At 49.1% G+C, this 18829-nt stretch carries 19 protein-coding genes, 1 pseudogene and 3 riboswitches; of the genes and pseudogenes, 19 read left to right on the plus strand and 1 reads right to left on the minus strand.

Annotated elements, in window-relative coordinates:
* Positions 1–51 precede the first annotated feature (51 nt).
* The 3 genes and pseudogenes from B5066_RS05585 to B5066_RS17075 form a co-directional block, all read left to right on the plus strand.
* Positions 52–969: a nucleoside hydrolase gene (locus B5066_RS05585; RefSeq protein ID WP_079474956.1), complete on the plus strand. Its 918-nt coding sequence runs from the start codon at positions 52–54 to the stop codon at positions 967–969.
* 57 nt (positions 970–1026) lie between these two features.
* Entirely contained in the window at positions 1027–1269 is a 243-nt protein-coding gene (locus B5066_RS05590; protein ID WP_079474957.1) for a DUF2584 family protein, read from the plus strand.
* Positions 1270–1820: 551 nt separating this feature from the next.
* A pseudogene (locus B5066_RS17075) lies at positions 1821–2582 on the plus strand (sodium/glutamate symporter); the annotation flags it as partial.
* Positions 2583–3040: 458 nt separating this feature from the next.
* On the opposite strand, the gene B5066_RS05600 reads toward B5066_RS17075, so the two are convergent.
* Positions 3041–3847, minus strand: coding sequence for a 2OG-Fe dioxygenase family protein (locus B5066_RS05600; protein WP_079474959.1), 807 nt, complete (start codon positions 3845–3847; stop codon positions 3041–3043).
* 202 nt (positions 3848–4049) lie between these two features.
* Here B5066_RS05600 and B5066_RS05605 point away from each other — a divergent pair, with 202 nt between their 5' ends.
* From B5066_RS05605 to B5066_RS05680, 16 genes are all read left to right on the plus strand, one after another.
* Positions 4050–6206, plus strand: coding sequence for a type IA DNA topoisomerase (locus B5066_RS05605; protein ID WP_079474960.1), 2157 nt, complete (start codon positions 4050–4052; stop codon positions 6204–6206).
* A 31-nt stretch (positions 6207–6237) separates the two neighbouring features.
* Positions 6238–6336: riboswitch (guanidine-I (ykkC/yxkD leader) on the plus strand.
* Positions 6337–6437: 101 nt separating this feature from the next.
* On the plus strand, positions 6438–6779 hold the full coding sequence (locus B5066_RS05610) for a DMT family transporter (protein WP_079474961.1): 342 nt from the start codon (positions 6438–6440) through the stop codon (positions 6777–6779).
* Positions 6779–7096 (plus strand): DMT family transporter, encoded by a 318-nt coding sequence (locus B5066_RS05615; protein ID WP_079474962.1) that lies wholly within the window; start codon positions 6779–6781, stop codon positions 7094–7096. The genes B5066_RS05610 and B5066_RS05615 overlap by 1 nt, the downstream gene beginning before the upstream one ends.
* 118 nt (positions 7097–7214) lie before the next feature.
* Positions 7215–7553: a DUF1516 family protein gene (locus B5066_RS05620; RefSeq protein ID WP_079474963.1), complete on the plus strand. Its 339-nt coding sequence runs from the start codon at positions 7215–7217 to the stop codon at positions 7551–7553.
* 176 nt (positions 7554–7729) lie between these two features.
* Positions 7730–9202: a potassium/proton antiporter gene (locus B5066_RS05625; RefSeq protein ID WP_079474964.1), complete on the plus strand. Its 1473-nt coding sequence runs from the start codon at positions 7730–7732 to the stop codon at positions 9200–9202.
* 57 nt (positions 9203–9259) lie between these two features.
* Positions 9260–10159 carry an AEC family transporter gene (locus B5066_RS05630; protein WP_079474965.1) on the plus strand — a complete coding sequence of 300 codons (900 nt, stop codon included), beginning with the start codon at positions 9260–9262 and terminating at the stop codon, positions 10157–10159.
* A 53-nt stretch (positions 10160–10212) separates the two neighbouring features.
* A riboswitch (TPP riboswitch) is annotated at positions 10213–10312 on the plus strand.
* Positions 10313–10368: 56 nt separating this feature from the next.
* Positions 10369–10471, plus strand: a riboswitch (TPP riboswitch).
* Positions 10472–10513: 42 nt separating this feature from the next.
* The gene (locus B5066_RS05635; protein WP_079474966.1) at positions 10514–11125 is read left to right on the plus strand and encodes a thiamine phosphate synthase; all 612 of its coding nucleotides are present in this window, start codon (positions 10514–10516) and stop codon (positions 11123–11125) included.
* Positions 11115–12239, plus strand: coding sequence for a glycine oxidase ThiO (gene thiO, locus B5066_RS05640; RefSeq protein WP_079474967.1), 1125 nt, complete (start codon positions 11115–11117; stop codon positions 12237–12239). Before B5066_RS05635 ends, thiO begins: the two co-directional genes overlap by 11 nt.
* Positions 12223–12423 carry a sulfur carrier protein ThiS gene (gene thiS, locus B5066_RS05645; protein ID WP_079474968.1) on the plus strand — a complete coding sequence of 67 codons (201 nt, stop codon included), beginning with the start codon at positions 12223–12225 and terminating at the stop codon, positions 12421–12423. Before thiO ends, thiS begins: the two co-directional genes overlap by 17 nt.
* A 4-nt stretch (positions 12424–12427) precedes the next feature.
* Complete coding sequence (locus B5066_RS05650) at positions 12428–13192, plus strand: thiazole synthase (protein ID WP_079474969.1); 765 nt, start codon at positions 12428–12430, stop codon at positions 13190–13192.
* A complete protein-coding gene (locus tag B5066_RS05655; protein WP_079474970.1) occupies positions 13189–14208 on the plus strand; it encodes a ThiF family adenylyltransferase in 1020 nt (339 codons plus the stop codon). The genes B5066_RS05650 and B5066_RS05655 overlap by 4 nt, the downstream gene beginning before the upstream one ends.
* A 60-nt stretch (positions 14209–14268) precedes the next feature.
* Positions 14269–14610: a general stress protein gene (locus B5066_RS05660; protein WP_158219013.1), complete on the plus strand. Its 342-nt coding sequence runs from the start codon at positions 14269–14271 to the stop codon at positions 14608–14610.
* Positions 14611–15434: 824 nt separating this feature from the next.
* Entirely contained in the window at positions 15435–16583 is a 1149-nt protein-coding gene (locus tag B5066_RS05665; RefSeq protein ID WP_079474972.1) for an NAD-dependent epimerase/dehydratase family protein, read from the plus strand.
* Between the two features lie 19 nt (positions 16584–16602).
* On the plus strand, positions 16603–17763 hold the full coding sequence (locus B5066_RS05670) for a glycosyltransferase family 4 protein (protein WP_079474973.1): 1161 nt from the start codon (positions 16603–16605) through the stop codon (positions 17761–17763).
* Positions 17764–17794: 31 nt separating this feature from the next.
* A complete protein-coding gene (locus B5066_RS05675; RefSeq protein ID WP_079474974.1) occupies positions 17795–18277 on the plus strand; it encodes a GtrA family protein in 483 nt (160 codons plus the stop codon).
* Between the two features lie 93 nt (positions 18278–18370).
* Complete coding sequence (locus B5066_RS05680) at positions 18371–18820, plus strand: hypothetical protein (RefSeq protein ID WP_079474975.1); 450 nt, start codon at positions 18371–18373, stop codon at positions 18818–18820.
* Positions 18821–18829 lie beyond the last annotated feature (9 nt).

Raw genomic sequence — 18829 nt, forward strand, 5'->3', positions numbered from 1 at the left:
GTGCTTTTGGTTTGAACAAACATATAGTTATAGAAAGAAAGGAAGCAGCAGATGAAAACGCCAGTAATTATGGATATGGACCCGGGACACGACGATGTCATTGCTTTATTTCTTGCAGCGGGGCATCCGGATATGGATATCCGGGCTGTGACGACCGTTTCAGGTAATGCAGATATTGGAAAGACAACAAGAAATGCTTTAGTGGCTGCTGATACCGCCGGCCTGGACAAAGTGCCGGTGGCCGAAGGAGCAGGAAGGCCTCTGGTCCGTATGCCGGAGCATGCACCTTCGATTCACGGCGAGTCGGGTCTTGACGGGCCTGCACTTCCAGTACCTGCACATATGGTGGAAGAGAGACATGCCGTAGACGTGATGGAGGAGGTTTTGCTTCATTCGGAGGAGGATATTACTGTTATTGCGACAGGCCCTCTCACAAACGTTGCTCTTTTATGCCGGAAAAACCCGAAGGCGGCCCGGAGGATCCGCCGTTTATCGATCATGGGCGGCGGAACGTTCGGTAATTGGACCCCGGCAGCAGAATTTAATATTTATGCGGATGCAGAAGCAGCAGAGATCGTATTTGCAAGCGGCATCCCGATAACGATGTGCGGCCTCGATGTCACCCATCAGGCGTTAGCATCCGAATCTGTGGTGGAGCGGATCAAAGAAATACCGACTATGGCTGCCCAGTTTACGTACGAATTGCTTGACCATTTCCAGCGTGCTTACGAAGAGCGTTTCCACCTGGCACTCCCGCCAGTTCATGATCCATGTGCGGTGGCAGTGTGCCTGGCCCCGTCCCTTTTTACATTTGAATCCGCCGATGTGAAAGTGGAAACAGCGGGAAAGCATACGTATGGGGAAACGGTCATCGATACTACTGCTGGAGGACCGGTGCAGATCGCAGTAGATATTGACAATGATAAATTTTGGGGTCTGATCGTACAATCGCTTAAAAATCTGCCATAATGGAGATAGAAAAGAAAGCGTTAAAATTATACAGTCAAGGGAGCAGGAGGGACGCATATGGGTTTTTCTGTAGAAATGAACTGGGAAATTATTACGAATAAGCAGGCTGAGCGCCTCGATGAAAGAAATTTTCGGTTGATCAAAGATAACTATCAAATGTTTCCGCTTGATCATCCGCTTCCAATTCATACGTTTGCTGAAAAAGTACCCTTTGGCAAGGCGGTGATTCACCGGGTGGAATGGGAGTCTCACCGCACAACGATTGAATACGAGCTGGTGTCATTAACGTCTGTAAATTAAGCAAAAAAGTAAGCGAACCGGAAACAAAATCTGCGAAAAACCGAATGGTCAGCTTTCTGCATTCGGTTTTTTTATGTTTTTATTTATGTTCATTTTCATCAAAATTGTACTTGTAACCCTTTAAGACGAACTGCGGGGAATGGCCGCGTATGATAAAATGAGGTTTTGTCGCCTGGTAATGGTACATATGGATGTTGATCCGACATATTTATTTTAAATGAAAAGGGGCTGCGATTGTGTCGTTTGATGTCATTGGAATGGCTTTAGTTGTTATTAGTATGGTTCTTGCTCTTGGAAAGTGGGTCCGTCTTCGGATTCCTTTATTACAGCGTTTATTTTTGCCAAGTGCCCTCATTGGCGGATTTTTAGCTCTCCTGCTTGGGCCGGGGGTTTTAGGAAGGATTAACCAATCGCTGTTTGGATCCCGCTTTTTGGAAAACGGGCTATTCACAGCGGATATTCTTGAAGTTTGGGGTGCACTGCCAGGCCTCCTTATTAACGTTGTTTTCGCCTGTTTATTCATCGGGTTCCGTCTTCCGAACATGAAAGAAATGCTCAGGGTCGGCGGGCCGCAGATTGCTTTTGGGTACACCCTTTCCTGGGGGCAGTACGTAGTAGGCATCAGTCTTTGCCTGTTATTCTTGACGCCGGTCTTTGGCCTGCCGCCGGCTGCCGGGGCGCTGATTGAAATTGGTTTTGTGGGCGGCCACGGTACAGCCGCCGGGCTGGAAAGTACATTCACCCAGCTGGGCTTTGAGCAGGGTTATGATCTGGCGATCGGCCTTGCCACTGTGGGTGTACTTTCCGGAGTTATCGCTGGGGTCATTTTATTGAATTGGGGTGTGCGCCGTAATAAGTCAAACATACTCAAAAAACCAGAAGATGTTTCGGTGGACGCCCAGTTAGGCATTAATGAGCATGAGGCACGGGATGCTGCGGGCAAAATGACCACGTCTCCCACTTCAATCGATCCTCTTGCTTTTCACGTTGCTCTAGTAGCTATTGCTGTTTTTACCGGATATTTGCTTCTCGAAGCACTCGTGTGGCTGGAATCCGTAACGTGGGGAGCATGGAGCGGAGTCTATATCTTTGAATACATTCCTTTATTTCCGCTAGCTATGATCGGCGGTATTCTGCTTCAACTGGTGTTTACGAAATGGGATCGCTTTGACATCATCGACCGTGGCCTGATCAACCGTATCCAGGGGTTGTCGCTTGACCTGCTGATCGTTAGTGCACTGGCAAGTTTGCAGTTATCAGTACTAGGCACTTATTTCCTGCCTTTTCTCATTTTAGCTGTTTCGGGTATTTTGCTGAATGTGCTCGGTTTTATCTATTTGGCGCCCCGTATGATTCCATCGTATTGGTTTGAGAGAGCTCTTGGCGATTTTGGGCAGTCTACTGGCGTGGCAGCGACTGGGCTTCTCTTAATGAGGGTGGCTGATCCTGAAAATAAGTCCCCTGCCTTTACTGCCTTCGGCTATAAGCAAATTTTATTTGAACCAATGGTGGGCGGCGGTCTCGTAACGGCTGCTTCTATCCCATTTATTTATCAATTCGGTGCATTACCTGTTCTCATTGTTGTAACTGCACTGATGATAGCCTTTATGCTGTTGGGCCTTTTATATTTTGGGCGTAAACGTGAAGCTTCTTCAGAAAAATGAAATCATTGAAAGAAGCATAAGTTTGTTCACCGGGGGCTTTTACAGCAGCCTCCGAAAAAGTTGCTCTCCATTTAAAACCCCCGGCGTCTGGGGCGCCGGGGGTCCTTTTATACATAATCCATGTTGTTGGTATCGCCGTGCATGCTGCGAATTTCATCCGGGTTGGCAACGACGGTTGGCTGGTAATCAATTAAAATGGCTGAGCGCTCCCCGGGCCCGTCCTCTGGCCCCTTGCGTACAGAGCCAACATAATGAGTGACCAGCGGATCATACACTCCGTAGGATTCGAGGGGGCGGGTCATGTAAAAGGAGTCAGTGATTTTATCCTTTTCTACATCTTCCGGCATCCGCCCACGGACTTCCGGTACAGAAATAACGTTTCGGGCGCCTTCGATATTTCGCCGGCGGATCAGGTGGGCGAACGTAAACGGCTCTCCGTCCTGGTGCAAGGTATTCGGCGATGAAAATGCTTCGTCCTCTTTCGAGTCAACGTGAAGCTTCACAAAGTGGACTCCCGCATGAAAAGGCATGAGCGCATCTTCGCGTGTCCAGAATGTCTGGCGGAAGTTAAAAGCGATCAGCGCTTCAAGCAGCCGATTGTGCCTGATGTGCTCAGGGATGGCAGGAAAGCGGCGGCTCGCATCGGGATATTCCGGATTGAACGACCCCTGGAAATAATCGTAGTAGCTTTTACCGTCCCTAACCGTTTCCGGCAGCCATTCGATTCGGTGGGTGCCCGGGAAAATAACGGCACGTCCGTACTGGCGGTATCGATTCAGGTGCGGTGCATAATCGTCGGCCGGAAGATTGTCAAAGGCCGCAGTTAAGGCTGCCAGGTCTTCTTCGCTATAGCTTTCGTGCAGTATATCAGCTAAGTCGTAATATTCATAACCGTGCTGTTTTAAAGGTTTCATTTGTTTATTTCTCCTCCCGAATGGTGGTTTCTTCGAGTGGAAGCATCCTCCCATTGTTTTCACAAATGCTAGTGTATCACGCCGGGACGGAGTTGAGTATATGAAAGGCAGGCTCCTTCTTTCGTTTTTGTGACAGATTCCTTATAATAAAGAACAAATGTTCTTGAAATTCAAAGAAATCAGCGAAGAGAGGAATTTCTTTATGCCAGTCATATTAGCGGAAAAACCGTCGCAGGCAAAAGCCTATGCGGCCGCGTTTCAGATACAGGAGAAAAAGGACGGGTACATGCGGCTGAAGCCGTGCAGTCTGTTTCCGGACGGGGCAGTGCTTACCTGGGGCTTCGGCCATTTGCTCGAGCTCCGGGCCCCGGCCGATTACGAGTCCTCCTGGAAAAAATGGTCGCTCGACACACTTCCGATGCTTCCTGCCCATTTCCGCTTCAAACCGAACCCGCGGGCGTTCAAGCAGTTGAAGGTCGTTAAGCAGATGCTGCAGGAAGCCGACAGCATTATTATTGCGACCGACTGTGACCGTGAAGGCGAAAACATCGCACGAAGCGTCATTGATTATACGAAAACGTCCCATAAACCGATCCGGCGTCTTTGGATTAACAGCCTGGAAAAGGACGAGGTATACAAAGGCTTTGAACAGCTCCGGGAGGGGGCAGACTATTTTTCGCTATATGAGGAGGCACGGGCCCGCCAGTTTTCCGACTGGATCGTCGGCATGAACGCGAGCCGCCTGTATACGCTTTTGCTAAAACAAAAGGGCATCAATGAAGTGTTCAGTGTCGGCAGGGTCCAGACGCCAACGCTCAAGCTTATTTACGACAGACAGAAAGAAATTGAGGCGTTTGAGCCCGAACCCTACTGGGAGCTTGAAGGAACCTTCCGTGCGGAAGCAGGCGAGTATAAAGGAAAGTATAAAAAGCGCTTCGGCTCAAAGGAAGAAGTACTCCGGATTTGGAAGGAGCACGGCTTGAAAAAGGATACCGAAGGAACAATCAGCAGCATAAAAAAAGAAGAAAAACAGGAAAAGCCGCCGCTTCTTCATTCGCTGTCGAGCCTGCAGACAACGATGAACAGAAAATATAAAATGAGCCCGTCTGCTGTGCTGAAAACGGTCCAGAGCCTGTATGACGAGCCGCTAAAAGCTGTTTCCTACCCGAGAACAGACACCCGCCACATTACTTCGGGTGAATTTAACTACTTAAAAGGGAATCTGAACCGGATGCAGGACTGTATGAACGCTTCCTTCGAACCGGCATCCTTGACGCCTTCGAAACGGTTTGTAGACGGGGGTAAAGTCCAGGAGCACCATGCGATCATCCCAACGAAAAAAGTGTTGAGCGAGGGCCAGTTCGAAAAGCTGAACCGGGCCCAGCAGCAGGTATACAAAGAAATAATGAATAGCGTGCTCGCGATGTTTCACCGGAACTATGTGTATGAAGAAACAACGCTCGAAACGGACGTCCAGGGCCTCATCTTTGAAAGCAAGGGACGGGTGGACAGCCAACTGGGCTGGAAGGAGCTGTTTCCGGCACCTAAAAAGAAGAAGGAGCAGGAGGATAAAACACTGCCTCCAGTTACTGAAGGAGAGCAGGTTAAAGCGTATGTCCAGGCAGCTGAAAAGGAAACCCAGCCACCTAAGCCCTACACAGAAGGCCAGCTGATCAATATGATGAAGTCCTGCGGCAAATGGATTGAAGACGACGAAGCTTCCAAAAAAGTACTGCAGGAAACAGAAGGCCTTGGGACAGAAGCGACGCGAAGCACTATTATTCAGACGCTGCAGAAACAGGAATATATCCGGATTCAGAAAAACGTCGTGGAAGTCACCGCCAAAGGCCGCGCCCTCTGCGAGGTAGTAGAGGGAACGCTTTTATCCAAGCCACTTTTGACCGCAAAATGGGAAGCCTTTTTAAAGCAAATCGGAAGCGGTGAAGCAGATAAAGAAGCTTTTTTAAAGCAGACCGAGGCTTTTACGAAAAAGTTGGTCGAAGAGGCGCCGGCAGGCATGACGAATATGCAGACCCATCCGGATCAGGTGGCCGCCTCCAAAAAACAGCCGCAGCGCGCAGAGCCGATCGCTCTTTGTCCCGTATGCCAAAAAGGGCAGCTGATGGAACGAAAATCCTTTTATGGCTGCAGCGAATATGCAAACGGCTGTAAATTCACCATACCAAAAACATTATTAAAGAAAAAAATCACCCAGGCTCAGGTTAAGAAGCTGTGTGAAAAAGGGGAGACGCAGGTGATTAAAGGATTTAAAGGCAAAAAGCCGTTTGACGCCAAATTAAAACGCAAAGAAAATGGCGTCGAGTTTGTGTTCCCCTCCAAAGACAATGCCTCGTCGTAGACAAAAGCCGTGAATTTGATATACTGAAAGGCACAATGTTTTCTAGGGTTCCGCGGCAGAGCCGGACTGGTCCGAGAGAAAACCCGTAAACGAAACGTTTGCGACACGGAGGGACAAAAACCCGGGAGATCTTCGCTGCGAAGAATTCCCGGGTTTTTTCGTGTGCAAAAGCTGGGGTGAAATAAATATTTCCGGGAAATAATAAGAAGAAATCGGTAAGGAGGACTCGTAGTGGGGTGGATAAACGTCGCGGCAGCAGCAACATTTGAAATTCTCTGGGTAATCGGTTTGAAGCACGCCTCGGCTGGATGGGAATGGGCGGGAACGCTCGTGGCTATTGTATTGAGCTTTCTCTTTTTGATACGGGCGGGCGAATATCTTCCGGTAGGCACTTCGTATGCAGCCTTTGTCGGCATCGGTACGATCGGGACAACAGTCCTTGATATGATATTTTTTGGCCAGCCGTTCCAATGGAGCAAGATGGCCTTTATTATCATGCTGATTGCCGGAATCTCCGGGCTTCACATGGCCTCCGGAAGGCCAAGGGCAAATGAAGGAGGGGAACAACAGTGATGACGTGGCTGTATTTGATCGGCGCCGGCATTTTTGAGATGATTGGTGTTTCTATGATCAATGAATGGATTCAAAAGCGGGTCATCTGGCCGCTGTTTATGATTGCAGGAGGTTTTGGAGCGAGTTTTTTTCTTCTTTCCCTTGCGATGCAGACCCTTCCGATGGGAACCGCCTACGCTGTCTGGACAGGAATAGGAGCGGCAGGGAGCGCGCTGTTCGGCATGCTTTGGTACAAAGAGCCGGCCAATGTTGGCAGGATAGTAAGCATTGCGGTCATTCTGTCCTCCGTCGTAGGCCTGAAGCTGATAGCGCCATAAAACGTTCAAGAACTAACGCTGTTTCTGGCTTGAGTCCAGGCTTTATTTTGATTATAGTTACAAGCAGGTGAAATATCTGGAAAAGAAACAAATTGAAGAGTGAAAAGGAGGAAAGCATATGGATCTTCAGAGCATTTTGTATGAAGCACATTCCGGTTCGTGGGCATTTTTGATCATCTTCTTTTTGATCAGCTACCTGTTTCCGAAACAAAAAGTAACGATGATGATTGAACGGCTGTTTGTAGTCATTATGGTTCTTTCTGGCGCGGGCATGGTGGCGTTGTATGGCTTCCCGCTCCTGTCCATTATAAAAGGTGTTTTGGCCCTTGTTTTTATCGGAGTAATGGAAATGATGTTCGTTCGTCGCCGGGCAGGCAGAAAACACGCCATGTTCTGGATTTTATGGATCATTTTGTTCGCAATTATCTTATCCATCGGCTATGATGTGATTGGGTGAGGCAGAAAGCATGCTGTTTTTGCAGCATGCTTTTTGTATGCTCCCATTTTCGGGTATAGCATTCTTATAAAATGTCTGTGTGCGGGTTTTTTACACAAAAATTATATGTATCATGCAAGTAATACATAGAAAAGCCGAAGTAGAAAGCTGCGGCAGGTGGAGGGAGGAAACCGTGAGTGTTTGAAGGGAATGCAAATGTGGATTCGTTTATATTATTAGGAGCGCTTCTGCTTATTTTAGGCGTCGTCGTAACAAAATTTTCGACACGTCTCGGGGTGCCTTCGCTTATTTTATTTATTATTCTAGGTCTGCTCATGGGAAACGACGGCTTTGGCATCATTGACTTCGAAAATGTCCAGCTTGCCCAGACTGTTGGAATTATAGCCCTAATTATTATTTTATTTGAAGGCGGGACCCAGACAAAGTGGCGTGATATCAAGCCGGTCGTCGGGCCTTCTGTAACGCTTGCCACGTTCGGCGTGCTGTTTACGGCTGCCCTGATGGGAGTCGTAGCGAAGCAGCTGCTCGACCTCACCTGGCTTGAAGCGATGCTCCTCGGAGCTACGGTTGGTTCGACAGATGCCGCAGCTGTTTTTGCTGCTTTGAAGGGGCGCAGCATTGATAAAAAAATGGGCTCCACCCTTGAAGCGGAATCAGGCAGCAACGACCCAATGGCTGTGTTTTTAACGCTGTTTTTTATCGAATTAATTCTGGCCGATTCGCCCAACGTATGGCTTTTGTCCGGTGCTTTTTTCTGGCAGATGGGCGTCGGTCTTGCGATGGGAGGGCTGTTCGGGTGGGCAGCCTCCTGGACGATTAACCGCATTAATCTGGATTCGAGTGGCTTGTACCCCTTATTTGCGATCGCGTTTGCGCTGTTAACCTACAGCGTGACCTCTAGCATGAGTGCGAGCGGATTTTTGGCAGTGTATGTAGCGGCACTTTTGATAGGAAACTCCGATTTGATCTACCGCCAGCCGATTTACCGGTTTAATGAGGGAATGGCGTGGATGTCGCAAATAAGCATGTTTATCATTCTGGGCCTGCTTGCCTTTCCAAGAGATATCCTGACGTGGTCGAACATCACTATGGGGCTCATTTTATCAGCGGTGTTAATGTTTTTGGCGCGTCCGCTTGCCACGTTTTTGTCGACCTCTTTTTTCGGCTACAAGCCGAAGCAGAATATATTTCTGTCCTGGGCGGGACTGCGCGGGGCGGTGCCGATCATTTTGGCTACCTATCCGATTGTTGCCGGCGTGGAATCGGGCACCCAAATTTTCAACGTCGTCTTTTTTATTGTGCTCACATCCGCGCTGATCCAGGGCGCGACCATCGCTCCGTTAGCAAAATGGCTTCATTTATCCGGCCCCCTCCGGGAAGCCCCTACTCATTCTCTGGAGCTTGTCTCCCTCGGAAAAGCGAACGCAGAAATTATGGAATTTCAAACGAATGAAGCGACGCCGATCGTCGGCCAGACGCTTCAAAGCATTGAATTTCCCACCTCTGCGCTTATCAGCGCAATTGTCCGGGATGATGAGCTGGTCACGCCGATTGGTGAGACAGTAATCCAGGCTGGTGATTATTTGTATATTCTTGTATCACGTAAAGAGAAGCGTGTTTTAAAGCAGATGCTCCGGCACGATTACTGACAGAAAAGGGCCGGCGTTAAAGTGTATTAAATTTAAAGAAAGAAGGAAGGGCTCTGCATGGGTGTGCTGATCAATGTATTGGTCCCAATCATTTTAATATTTACGATTGGCTATTTGCTGCAGAAAAGGCAGGCAGTGGACATTCGGCCGGTGTCAGCTGTCGCTCTCTATGTATTAACGCCCGCGCTTGTTTTCCGGACGTTTTATGAAAGGGAATTGAACAGCGACATGCTGTCGATGGCTCTGTTTTCCGTGGTGTTTTTAGCGGTAATGACCGGCGTGATCAAACTGGCGGCTTACTTGCGCAAATGGCCAAAAGCAAATGAAACCGGCATGATGCTTTCCACCGTATTTATGAATGCGGGCAATTACGGTGCTCCCTTGATTTCTTTTGCTTTCGGTGATACAGCCTTTGCCTATTCGATTGTTTTTATGGTCATCCAGACGATGCTGATGAACACTGTCGGCGTCTATATTGCAAACAGCGCCAATATGGATGCGGCCGATGCGTTTCGCACAGTACTGCGGATGCCGGTATTTTACGCCCTGCTCGCAGGCGTCCTTTTTCAGCTGACCGGGATACCGATCGGGGCGACCTACTATGAAGCCCTTGATATGCTTGCCAGTGCAGCGATTCCGGTGGTTATGATTATTCTGGGTATGCAGCTTGCACGTATATCTGTAAAAAGCATGGATTGGAAGCTCGTGAGCGCTGGAACGTTTTTACGACTCGTATTCGCTCCGGCGCTTGCTTATTTGATTGCGTTATTGCTTCAGACTAATGACACGCTTACTACTGTGCTTGTTGTTTCTACAGCGATGCCGAGTGCAGCAACTATGGCGATGATTTCGGTACAGTTTGATTCCAACCCCCAGCTCGTTTCAGGTATTACGCTGGTAACGACTATTTTAAGCGTCCCTTCTTTATGGGTAGTACTGTCGATTTTTCAGGTTTAAAGATTGGGGATAAATTGACGGCAGCGAAGCAGCGCGTTATGATATAAGTAATATCGAACCACTAGGGGTGCCTGTTGGCTGAGACGGCGTAAAGCTGATCCCTTTGAACCTGATCTGGATTATACCAGCGGAGGGAAGTGGGGAAGAGATGCTGATACGACTATCTCCCCCCGCTTTCTAACGAAAGCGGGGTTTTTTGTGGGGAAATATATATTTGCTGGGGGTGCCTGCTGAGGCTGAGACCGGAGAAAGATCCGGAACCCTTTGAACCTGATCTGGAGAGCCAGCGGAGGGAAGCAGCCATGTTGAACCTTTTAACAGGCAGCCTCCTTCCTTCTGGAAGGAGGCTTTTTTATGGATAAAAAGACGAAGCCATGCATTCACGCAGTGTCGCCGCCGGATATCCCGGTGGCTGAGTGGTGGGGGAAGACGAGGGAGCTGGCAGACGTCGTTGATTATGTGCATATACGGGCACCGGAGTGGACGAAGCAGGAAAAAGAAACAGCTGTGAAGCTGGCGTTGGAAGAAGGAGTAAGTCCCGGGAAGCTTATAATAAATGACGAGCCGGAGCTTGCTGCTGCTTATCAGCTGGCCGGCGCTCATCTGCCCGAGCGCCGTACAGACTTCCCGGCTGACGGGCGCTGGGGCCAGTCTGTGCACTCCGCAGAGGCAGCGAAAAGAAGTGAGCGACAGGAAGCATCCTGGCTTTATTTTGGCCATGTTTTTGCTTCAGGCAGCAAGCCCGGAAAGGCTCCGCGCGGGCTCGGGGCGCTGAAAGCAGCCGTAACAAGCGTTCGTATTCCCGTAATTGCTATTGGGGGCATCACTTCTGAAAACGCGGAGGAGTGCATAGAAAACGGAGCCTCCGGGATAGCGGCCATCGCAGCTTTGTACGAAAGAGATCGTCCCGGGGAGGCAGCAGAGCAGCTTCGGGCCAGGGTAAGGAGTGATAGTAATGAAAGTTGATACTGAAGTTCTTATTATTGGGGCGGGGGTCCAGGGATGTTCCCTTGCATACCAGTTAAGCAGACGCGGCCGCCGCGTTATGATAATCGAAAAAGCTTCCATAGCTGCCGGTGCTTCGAAAGCGGCTGCCGGAATGCTTGGGGCGCAGTCCGAGTGGGAGGGTTCAGATCTTTTTCAGGAATTTGCGCTCGAAAGCAGGGCTATGTTTGCTGAACTGGTCCCGGAGGTGGAAGCGCTCAGTGGAATGGACGTTTCTTACGTAAATAATGGCATGCTGAAGCCGGTATGGAACAAAACGGAAGCAGAAAAGTATCAACGGTTATCAGGCCACAGCTATGGCGCGAAATGGCTTTCAGCACGGGAGACGCGAAGCAAAGAGCCAGCGCTTTCTGAACACATCCACGGGGCCTGGTCTATACCGAAAGACGGGCAGCTCCGGGCCTATGAATGGACATTGGCCCTTGCCAGGGCAGCGGAGGCCAACGGAACGGTGATTCGGGAAAATACCGCAGTCGATCAGCTCTTAGAAGCTGACGGCCGGGTCTGTGGAGTGAAAACAAGCGAAGGCAGCATCAAAGCAGATGAAGTTGTTTTTACGGGAGGAAGTGCCGGAGCCCGTCTGTTGGATGAGAGGGAATTCAGCCTCTATCCGGTGAAAGGCGAATGCTTGTCTGTACGCTTACCGGACGCTGCTTTGGAGCATACCCTGCACACTCCGGAAGTGTATATTGTTCCTAAAAAGGACGGAGAAATTTTTATCGGAGCTACAGAGAAGCCTGAAGACGCGAGTACGGAAGTCACTGTAGCCTCAATGCAGAAGCTCATGAAAGCAGCCGTGCATTTAGTGCCGGGATTAAAGCATGCAGGGATTGAAAGATTCTGGAGCGGTGTCCGGCCGCAGACAGGCGACGGGCTGCCGTATATGGGAAGAACAAGCAAAGGCCTGTGGGTGATGACCGGGCATTATAGAAACGGTATCCTTCTTTCAGCACGGAGTGGGAGCTGGATGGCTGCCCGGATTGAAAGGGAAAGCGTTCGCGAAGACTGGAAGCAGCTGTTCGCCGTGGATCCGAAAATACGAAAAGGAGGAGTCATTCATGCAAATCACGCTTAACGGTCAAATACAGAATATTGAGAACAGTCAAACCGTAGCCGAGTTACTGGAAGAGCTTCAAGTAGCCCATAAGAAGACGGTGGTGGAGCGAAACGGGATTATTGTGATGGAAGAACTGCACAAGGAAGAAGGTTTGAAGGACGGGGACAGAATCGAAATCATTCATTTTGTAGGAGGCGGATGAACGAATGCTTAACATTGGCAGTATGACATTTAACTCACATCTATTTCTCGGTACGGGAAAGTATAAAGACGCAAAAACCCAGCTGCAGGCGGTAGAAGCATCAGAAACTGAAGTATTGACCTTTGCTGTCCGTAGAATGAACTTATTTGACAGCAGTCAGCCGGACCCATTTGAGCAGATGGATGTTTCAAAGTACAGGCTTCTCCCAAATACTGCCGGAGCCAAAACAGCGGAAGAGGCGGTCCGGACAGCTAAGCTGGCGGAAGCGGCCAATATGTGTGACATGATCAAAGTAGAAGTAATTGGCTGTGACAAAACACTTCTACCGGACCCGGTGGAAACGCTCCGGGCTTCGGAACAGCTTCTTAACGAAGGGTTTACGGTTCTCGCCTATACGTCCGACGACGTAGTGCTTGCAAGAAAGCTTCAGGAAACCGGGGTTCATGCAGTTATGCCAGGAGCCTCTCCTATAGGAACGGGGCTCGGGATCATCAACCCATACAATCTTTCGCATATTATCGAACAGGCAAAGGTGCCGGTTATTGTGGACGCAGGCATAGGGAGCCCGAAGGACGCATCTTACGCCATGGAGCTTGGGGCTGACGGTATCCTTTTAAACACAGCGGTTTCAGGAGCAGGCGACCCTGTAAAAATGGCTGAAGCGATGAAACTGGCCATAAGAGCCGGTACTCTTGGTGCAGAGGCAGGAAGAATTGATAAGAAATTTTATGCACAGGCAAGCAGCCCTCTAGGAGGCCTCAGCATTTGAATACAGAAGAACGTTTCTCCCGGCAGCGGTTATTTCATGGAATCGGGCGGAGTGGACAGAAAAAGCTGGAGGAGTCCCATGTAATAGTGATAGGGGCCGGAGCTCTAGGGAGTTTAACAGCTGAAAGCCTCGTGCGTGCGGGGATCGGGAAATTAACGCTAATCGACCGGGATTATGTAGAGGTAAGCAACCTGCAGCGCCAGCAGTTGTATACAGAAGCGGACGCAGCAGCGTATACACCGAAAGCGGAGGCAGCGAAAAGACGGCTGCTCGATATCCGGAGTAACGCAGTCATTGATATAATTGTCGGCGAAGCAGATCCGGCCGTGCTTGAAAACTGTCTGCCTGCAGACCTTATTATTGACGGACTCGATAATATGGAGACGAGGCTGATGATTAATGATACAGCGTTGAAGCACCGGATTCCCTGGATTTACGGAGCCTGTGTGGGGGCATACGGACTAAGCTATACAGTGACACCGGAAGAAGGGCCGTGCCTGCGCTGCCTGATGAAGGGCATTCCGATGGAAGGTGAAACGTGTGACACGATGGGAATTATTGCCCCGGCTGTCCAATTTGTGAGCGCCACGCAGGTGACCGAAGCGATGAAGCTGCTTACTCATTCCTTTAAACAGCTACGCGGAACGCTGTGGTCGTTTGATGTATGGTCGAACGAGAGTTCTTCCATTCGTGTAGACTCGCTTCAGGATGTTCATTGTCCCTCCTGCGGAGAATCGCCAACGTATCCAGCGCTCGCATGGAGTGGGAGAAGCAAGGCAGAGACGTTGTGCGGCAGGGATGCCGTACAAGTGAAGCCTCTTCCGGACATGCAGGTGTCACTCGAGCGTACAGCGGACGCTCATAAAAAGCACCTTTCCAAAGCGAATCAGCATCTGCTGGTGTTAAATATTGAAAACAAGCGGCTGGTGCTCTTTAAAGATGGAAGGGCCATCATTCACGGGGTCTCCGGGGAAGTGGAAGCTAGATCGTTGTATCAGAGATACATTGGAGGATAAATATTCCTTGTTTCATTTTACGGGCGGAGTGGTAATATTCCTTGCAAGGAGGGGGAACTATTGCCTACCGCTCGTATTTTTTCGACTGTAGAAGAAGCACAGAAGGCTGTAGATAAATTGAAAATGCAGGGTGTTCAAAGAGAACAGATTTATGCTTTAGCTCTTGAAGCGGAAAAGGCGACTGCGAAAGAACTAAAAGTAAGTGATACAGAAGCAGACGCTACAAGTCCGGTGGAATTCGTAAAACAGTTTTTCCGCCACGGGGCCTCCGATATTTATGAACGCTTAACAAAGCTGGGCTATAGCGATAAAGAAGCGCGTGACCTGAGCGAACAGCTGGAGGAACATAATATACTAATTGCAGTGGCTGAAGATCCGGAAAAATTCTCTTTTGAAAAGTGAATCTTTTCCGGATTTTGTTCAGTCTCAGGCGTTCGGAGGAGGGGCGGTTCGATTAACATCTATTCTCCGCTTTTCTCTGTCCAGCTCCGAAGCCTAACCGCTCGGGGTTACTTTCCAGCCGGTTTCGGGCAGCAGGCTGCCCTGCACGTCTGGGAAGTACCTGTCGCGGTTGAGCAAGGCTCCTCTGCTTTTCTATCTGTCCAGCTCCGGAAGCCAGCGGCGGGGCGTCCCTTCAGATCTTTGGTAAAGAGAAAAGGCCTCTTTATCCAAAGCTCTTCCAGGGCCCGTGCCGCTGAACAGGCTTCCTACGCTTTTCTATCTGTCCAGCTCCGGAAGCCAACGGCGGGGTGTCCCTTCAGATCTTTGGTAAAGAGAAAAGGCCTCTTTATCCAAAGCTCTTCCAGGGCCCGTGCCGCTGAACAGGCTTCCTACGCTTTTCTATCTGTCCAGCTCCGGGTGTTACCAGCTTAATCCATTCGTGATTTCAGATCGTTTGCGACTTCGTCTCAAGCCGACTGAAACCGACGAGCTGTTTAAGCTGGTGCCCAAACACCCTTCGCTTTTCTATAAATTTTATGTAATTTTTATGAATTATGGCTGTGACAGCTGCAATGATTAGTTAGTATGATAGAATAACGGTGGTATATAGACTAATAGTTGCGTTAATATAAGGAGAGTGGTATTGTTTCGATGGGAATTCTACTCGGATGTACATATACAACGGCAACTTGCACTCTACGAGGTAGAAATTACCTTTTAGATACCCATAGAATTACGCTTGTTTGAACTATTAGATTGTATTAAATGATGTGGAGGTAACTGACGTGAAAATTATTGTTGCAGGTGGAGATGGATTTTGTGGTTGGCCGACCGCGCTTTACTTATCAAAGCAGGGTCATGACGTATCAATTATCGACAGCATGGTGCGTAGAAAAATTGATGAGGAGCTTCATTCCAACTCGATCACTCCGATCGCGAGCCTTGAAGACCGGGTGGCAAAGTGGAAAGAGCTGACAGGAAAAGAAATACGTACATACGAAGGAGACCTTCAGCATTACGATTTCCTTCAGCAGGTTATGGAGCAGGAAAAGCCGGAGGCCTTCGTGCACTTTGCTGAACAGCGCTCCGCTCCTTATTCGATGATTGACCGGGAGCATGCGGTTTATACGCAGGTGAATAACGTAGTAGGAAATTTAAACGTGCTTTATGCTATTAAAGAAATGGCACCGGACTGTCACCTGATAAAGCTTGGTACAATGGGAGAGTATGGCACTCCTAATATTCCAATTGAGGAAGGCTATCTGGAAGTGGAGCATAAAGGCCGCAAAGACCGCCTTCCGTTTCCGAAACAGCCGGGGTCCTTTTACCACCTATCAAAAGTGCATGACAGCCATAACATTATGTTTGCCTGCCGTGTGTGGGGCATCCGTGCTACGGATTTAAACCAGGGCATTGTTTACGGCCTGGATACGAATGAAACCAACATGGATCCGGTGCTCACCAACCGCCTGGACTATGACGGCGTTTTTGGCACAGCGCTGAATCGCTTTATCATTCAGTCTGCGATTGGCCGGAATTTAACAGTCTACGGAAAGGGTGGGCAGACTCGTGGCTTCCTGAACCTCGAAGATACCGTCCGCTGTGTGGAAATTGCAGCAGAAAAGCCGGCTGAGCCGGGAGAATTCCGTGTGTTCAACCAGTTTACCGAAGACTTCTCCGTGCTTGAACTTGCAGAAAGAGTGAAAAAGGTGGCTGAAGAAGAAGGCTACCAGGTAGATGTTGACCACCTGGAGAACCCTCGCGTAGAACTTGAAGAGCATTTTCTTGAAGCAGTAAACACCAATCTTTTAGACTTAGGGTTGGAACCTCACTTTTTAACAGACGACGTTATCCGTCACATCTTAAAAGCGGTGATCGAACATAAAGAGCGGGTGATCGAAGGAAACGTGCTGCCAAGTGTGAGCTGGAAATAAAAACGGGGAGTTGTCTTCTATGAAGATAATGATCATCACCGAGACTTTTCTGCCTTCTACAGACGGAATCGTTACACGATTGACAGCCTGCATACGCTGGCTGCATCGTGATGGTCATGAAGTACAGATTGTAGCCCCGGATCTGGGTGTGTATGAATTTGATGGAGCAGAAGTGAAAGGGGTGCCGGCGCGCGCCCTCCCTTTTTATCGTTCAAAGAAGTTCGCTCTCCCAAACCGGGTAGTAAAAAAATATATACAGGATTTCGGACCTGACGTTATACACGTCGTGAACCCGGCGGTGGTGGGGTATTCGGGCATTAACTACGCGAAAAAGCTTGAGGTGCCGCTGGTGGCCTCTTATCATACAAATCTAACCCAGTACATGTCCTACTATAATCTGGGCATGCTGAAATGGCTGATGTGGTGGTATGTCCGGCGTCTCCACAACAAAGCGGACATAAATTTGTGTACGTCACAAACTGTGCAGACAGAGCTTCAGGAAAAAAGGTTTGAACGTATGCATTTATGGAAACGTGGAGTAGATACCGAACAATTTCATCCCAGACATCACAGCAGAAAAATGCGGGAGCGGCTTTCCGGCGGAAAAACGGACAGAACACTGCTTCTGTATGTGGGCCGGCTGGCGGCTGAAAAAGAAATTGAAAAAATCCGGGATGTCCTTGAGGAATCAGATCATTTCTGTCTGGCTATTGTGGGGGACGGCCCTCATCGTGAAGAGCTGGAAAAGCATTTCGAAGGCACAGACACCGTATTTACAGGATTTATGCATGGGGACGAGCTGGCTTCTACGTTCGCTTCCTCTGACGTATTTGTGTTTCCTTCTACAACGGAGACGCTGGGTCTGGTGATTATGGAAGCGATGGCCTCCGGCCTGCCTCTGGTTGCTGCAGAAAGCGGGCCGACAAAGGAACAGCTTACATCAGAACGTAACGGCCTTTTATACGATCCGCATATGAAAGACGACTTCAAAAACACTGTTTGCCGTTTTGAGGATGAAACCCTCCGTAAACGTCTGGCCGACCAGGCCTTTACAGATGTCGCATCATTCGGGTGGGAAGCGGCAGCAGAGCAAATCAGGGATTTGTATAAAGAAGCAGCCGGCGTAAAGGATTCTAAAACGCTGGAAAATCGTGAAACAGTTTCAGAAGAACGCCGGTAAGCGGAGATTTCATCAGGAACAGAGGGGTTCTATGGGTAAGAATCAAAAGCGGCGTGGTCCTCTTCAAGCGCTTCAGTTTAGTGCGATTGGTGTAACGAATGCTGTAGTTGATATAGGAGCATTGAACCTGCTTCTATTTCTTTTTCCAAGTGAAGAGCGGGTAACTTTGACGCTTTTTAATACGATCGCTTATGCGCTGGCAGTAACAAACAGCTACATTTGGAACGTGTTTATTACGTTTCGGGATTCAGCGAAAGGAAGCACCCGCCAGCGGCTAGTGTTTATTATTCAGGGGCTGATCAGCCTCGGTATTAATAATGCTGTATTTTTAGGGTTTAATGCTTTATTTCAGGCACTCGGAGTGCCCACGTGGATCCGCCAGAACCTGGCTAAAGGGCTGGCAATGCTGGCTTCATTCACGGCTAGTTTCTTTATGATGAAATACTTTGTGTTTAAAGATTTTAACCGACGGTACCCAGGCCGCGAACAATCTTCGCGGAAGGAAAACCAGTAGATGAACATCTCAGTGCCGCTGTGGCGGAGTGGGGTGTTCTTTTATTATTTCACAGGCATACTCATGCTATACTGAAACAAAGGGGGGAGCTAATTGGAACCTATTCACTTATATTTATCGAGGTACCAGGAGCATATAAACTACCTGCGTGAGACAGGCCAGGAGACCCCGTCCTTCCGTGAGCTTCGGGAAAATGAAATTCCCCGGCTGCTCGAAGTGGCGGATTCCTATGTGCAGATGGCGGCTGCAGACGGAGAAAAAGGACAGAAGGCGTACAAGCTATTGGCTTCAGTACAGTTAACCGATGGAACTGGCTGGAACATGAGCGGCGAATTTGTGCCCTCCGAAAACGATTGGTTTCCGGATGAGCAGCCGTTGACTCATCAAACTTCCTATTGCGGCTTTTGCCAGGGGACGCTTGGCTTTTTTAAAAACGAAGACATGAAGCATTTTGACTGTATGCTGCCGCTGCCGGAAAAGAAGTGGCTGTTTGAAAAAATGCTGAAGCAGCATGCTTCTTCTATTTACCCCAGCCAGTCATAAAGCGTTAAG

This window comes from Marinococcus halophilus, assembly GCF_900166605.1.
Lineage (GTDB): Bacteria > Bacillota > Bacilli > Bacillales > Marinococcaceae > Marinococcus > Marinococcus halophilus.

What these genes read in the sequence shown, in the direction of transcription:
- B5066_RS05585 (WP_079474956.1), top strand. Translation starts at nt 52, where the DNA reads ATGAAAACGCCAGTAATTATGGATATGGACCCGGGACACGACGATGTC.
- B5066_RS05590 (WP_079474957.1), top strand. Translation starts at nt 1,027, where the DNA reads ATGGGTTTTTCTGTAGAAATGAACTGGGAAATTATTACGAATAAGCAG.
- B5066_RS05600 (WP_079474959.1), bottom strand. Translation starts at nt 3,847, where the DNA reads ATGAAACCTTTAAAACAGCACGGTTATGAATATTACGACTTAGCTGAT.
- B5066_RS05605 (WP_079474960.1), top strand. Translation starts at nt 4,050, where the DNA reads ATGCCAGTCATATTAGCGGAAAAACCGTCGCAGGCAAAAGCCTATGCG.
- B5066_RS05615 (WP_079474962.1), top strand. Translation starts at nt 6,779, where the DNA reads ATGACGTGGCTGTATTTGATCGGCGCCGGCATTTTTGAGATGATTGGT.
- B5066_RS05620 (WP_079474963.1), top strand. Translation starts at nt 7,215, where the DNA reads ATGGATCTTCAGAGCATTTTGTATGAAGCACATTCCGGTTCGTGGGCA.
- B5066_RS05630 (WP_079474965.1), top strand. Translation starts at nt 9,260, where the DNA reads ATGGGTGTGCTGATCAATGTATTGGTCCCAATCATTTTAATATTTACG.
- B5066_RS05635 (WP_079474966.1), top strand. Translation starts at nt 10,514, where the DNA reads ATGGATAAAAAGACGAAGCCATGCATTCACGCAGTGTCGCCGCCGGAT.
- thiO (WP_079474967.1), top strand. Translation starts at nt 11,115, where the DNA reads ATGAAAGTTGATACTGAAGTTCTTATTATTGGGGCGGGGGTCCAGGGA.
- thiS (WP_079474968.1), top strand. Translation starts at nt 12,223, where the DNA reads ATGCAAATCACGCTTAACGGTCAAATACAGAATATTGAGAACAGTCAA.
- B5066_RS05650 (WP_079474969.1), top strand. Translation starts at nt 12,428, where the DNA reads ATGCTTAACATTGGCAGTATGACATTTAACTCACATCTATTTCTCGGT.
- B5066_RS05670 (WP_079474973.1), top strand. Translation starts at nt 16,603, where the DNA reads ATGAAGATAATGATCATCACCGAGACTTTTCTGCCTTCTACAGACGGA.
- B5066_RS05675 (WP_079474974.1), top strand. Translation starts at nt 17,795, where the DNA reads ATGGGTAAGAATCAAAAGCGGCGTGGTCCTCTTCAAGCGCTTCAGTTT.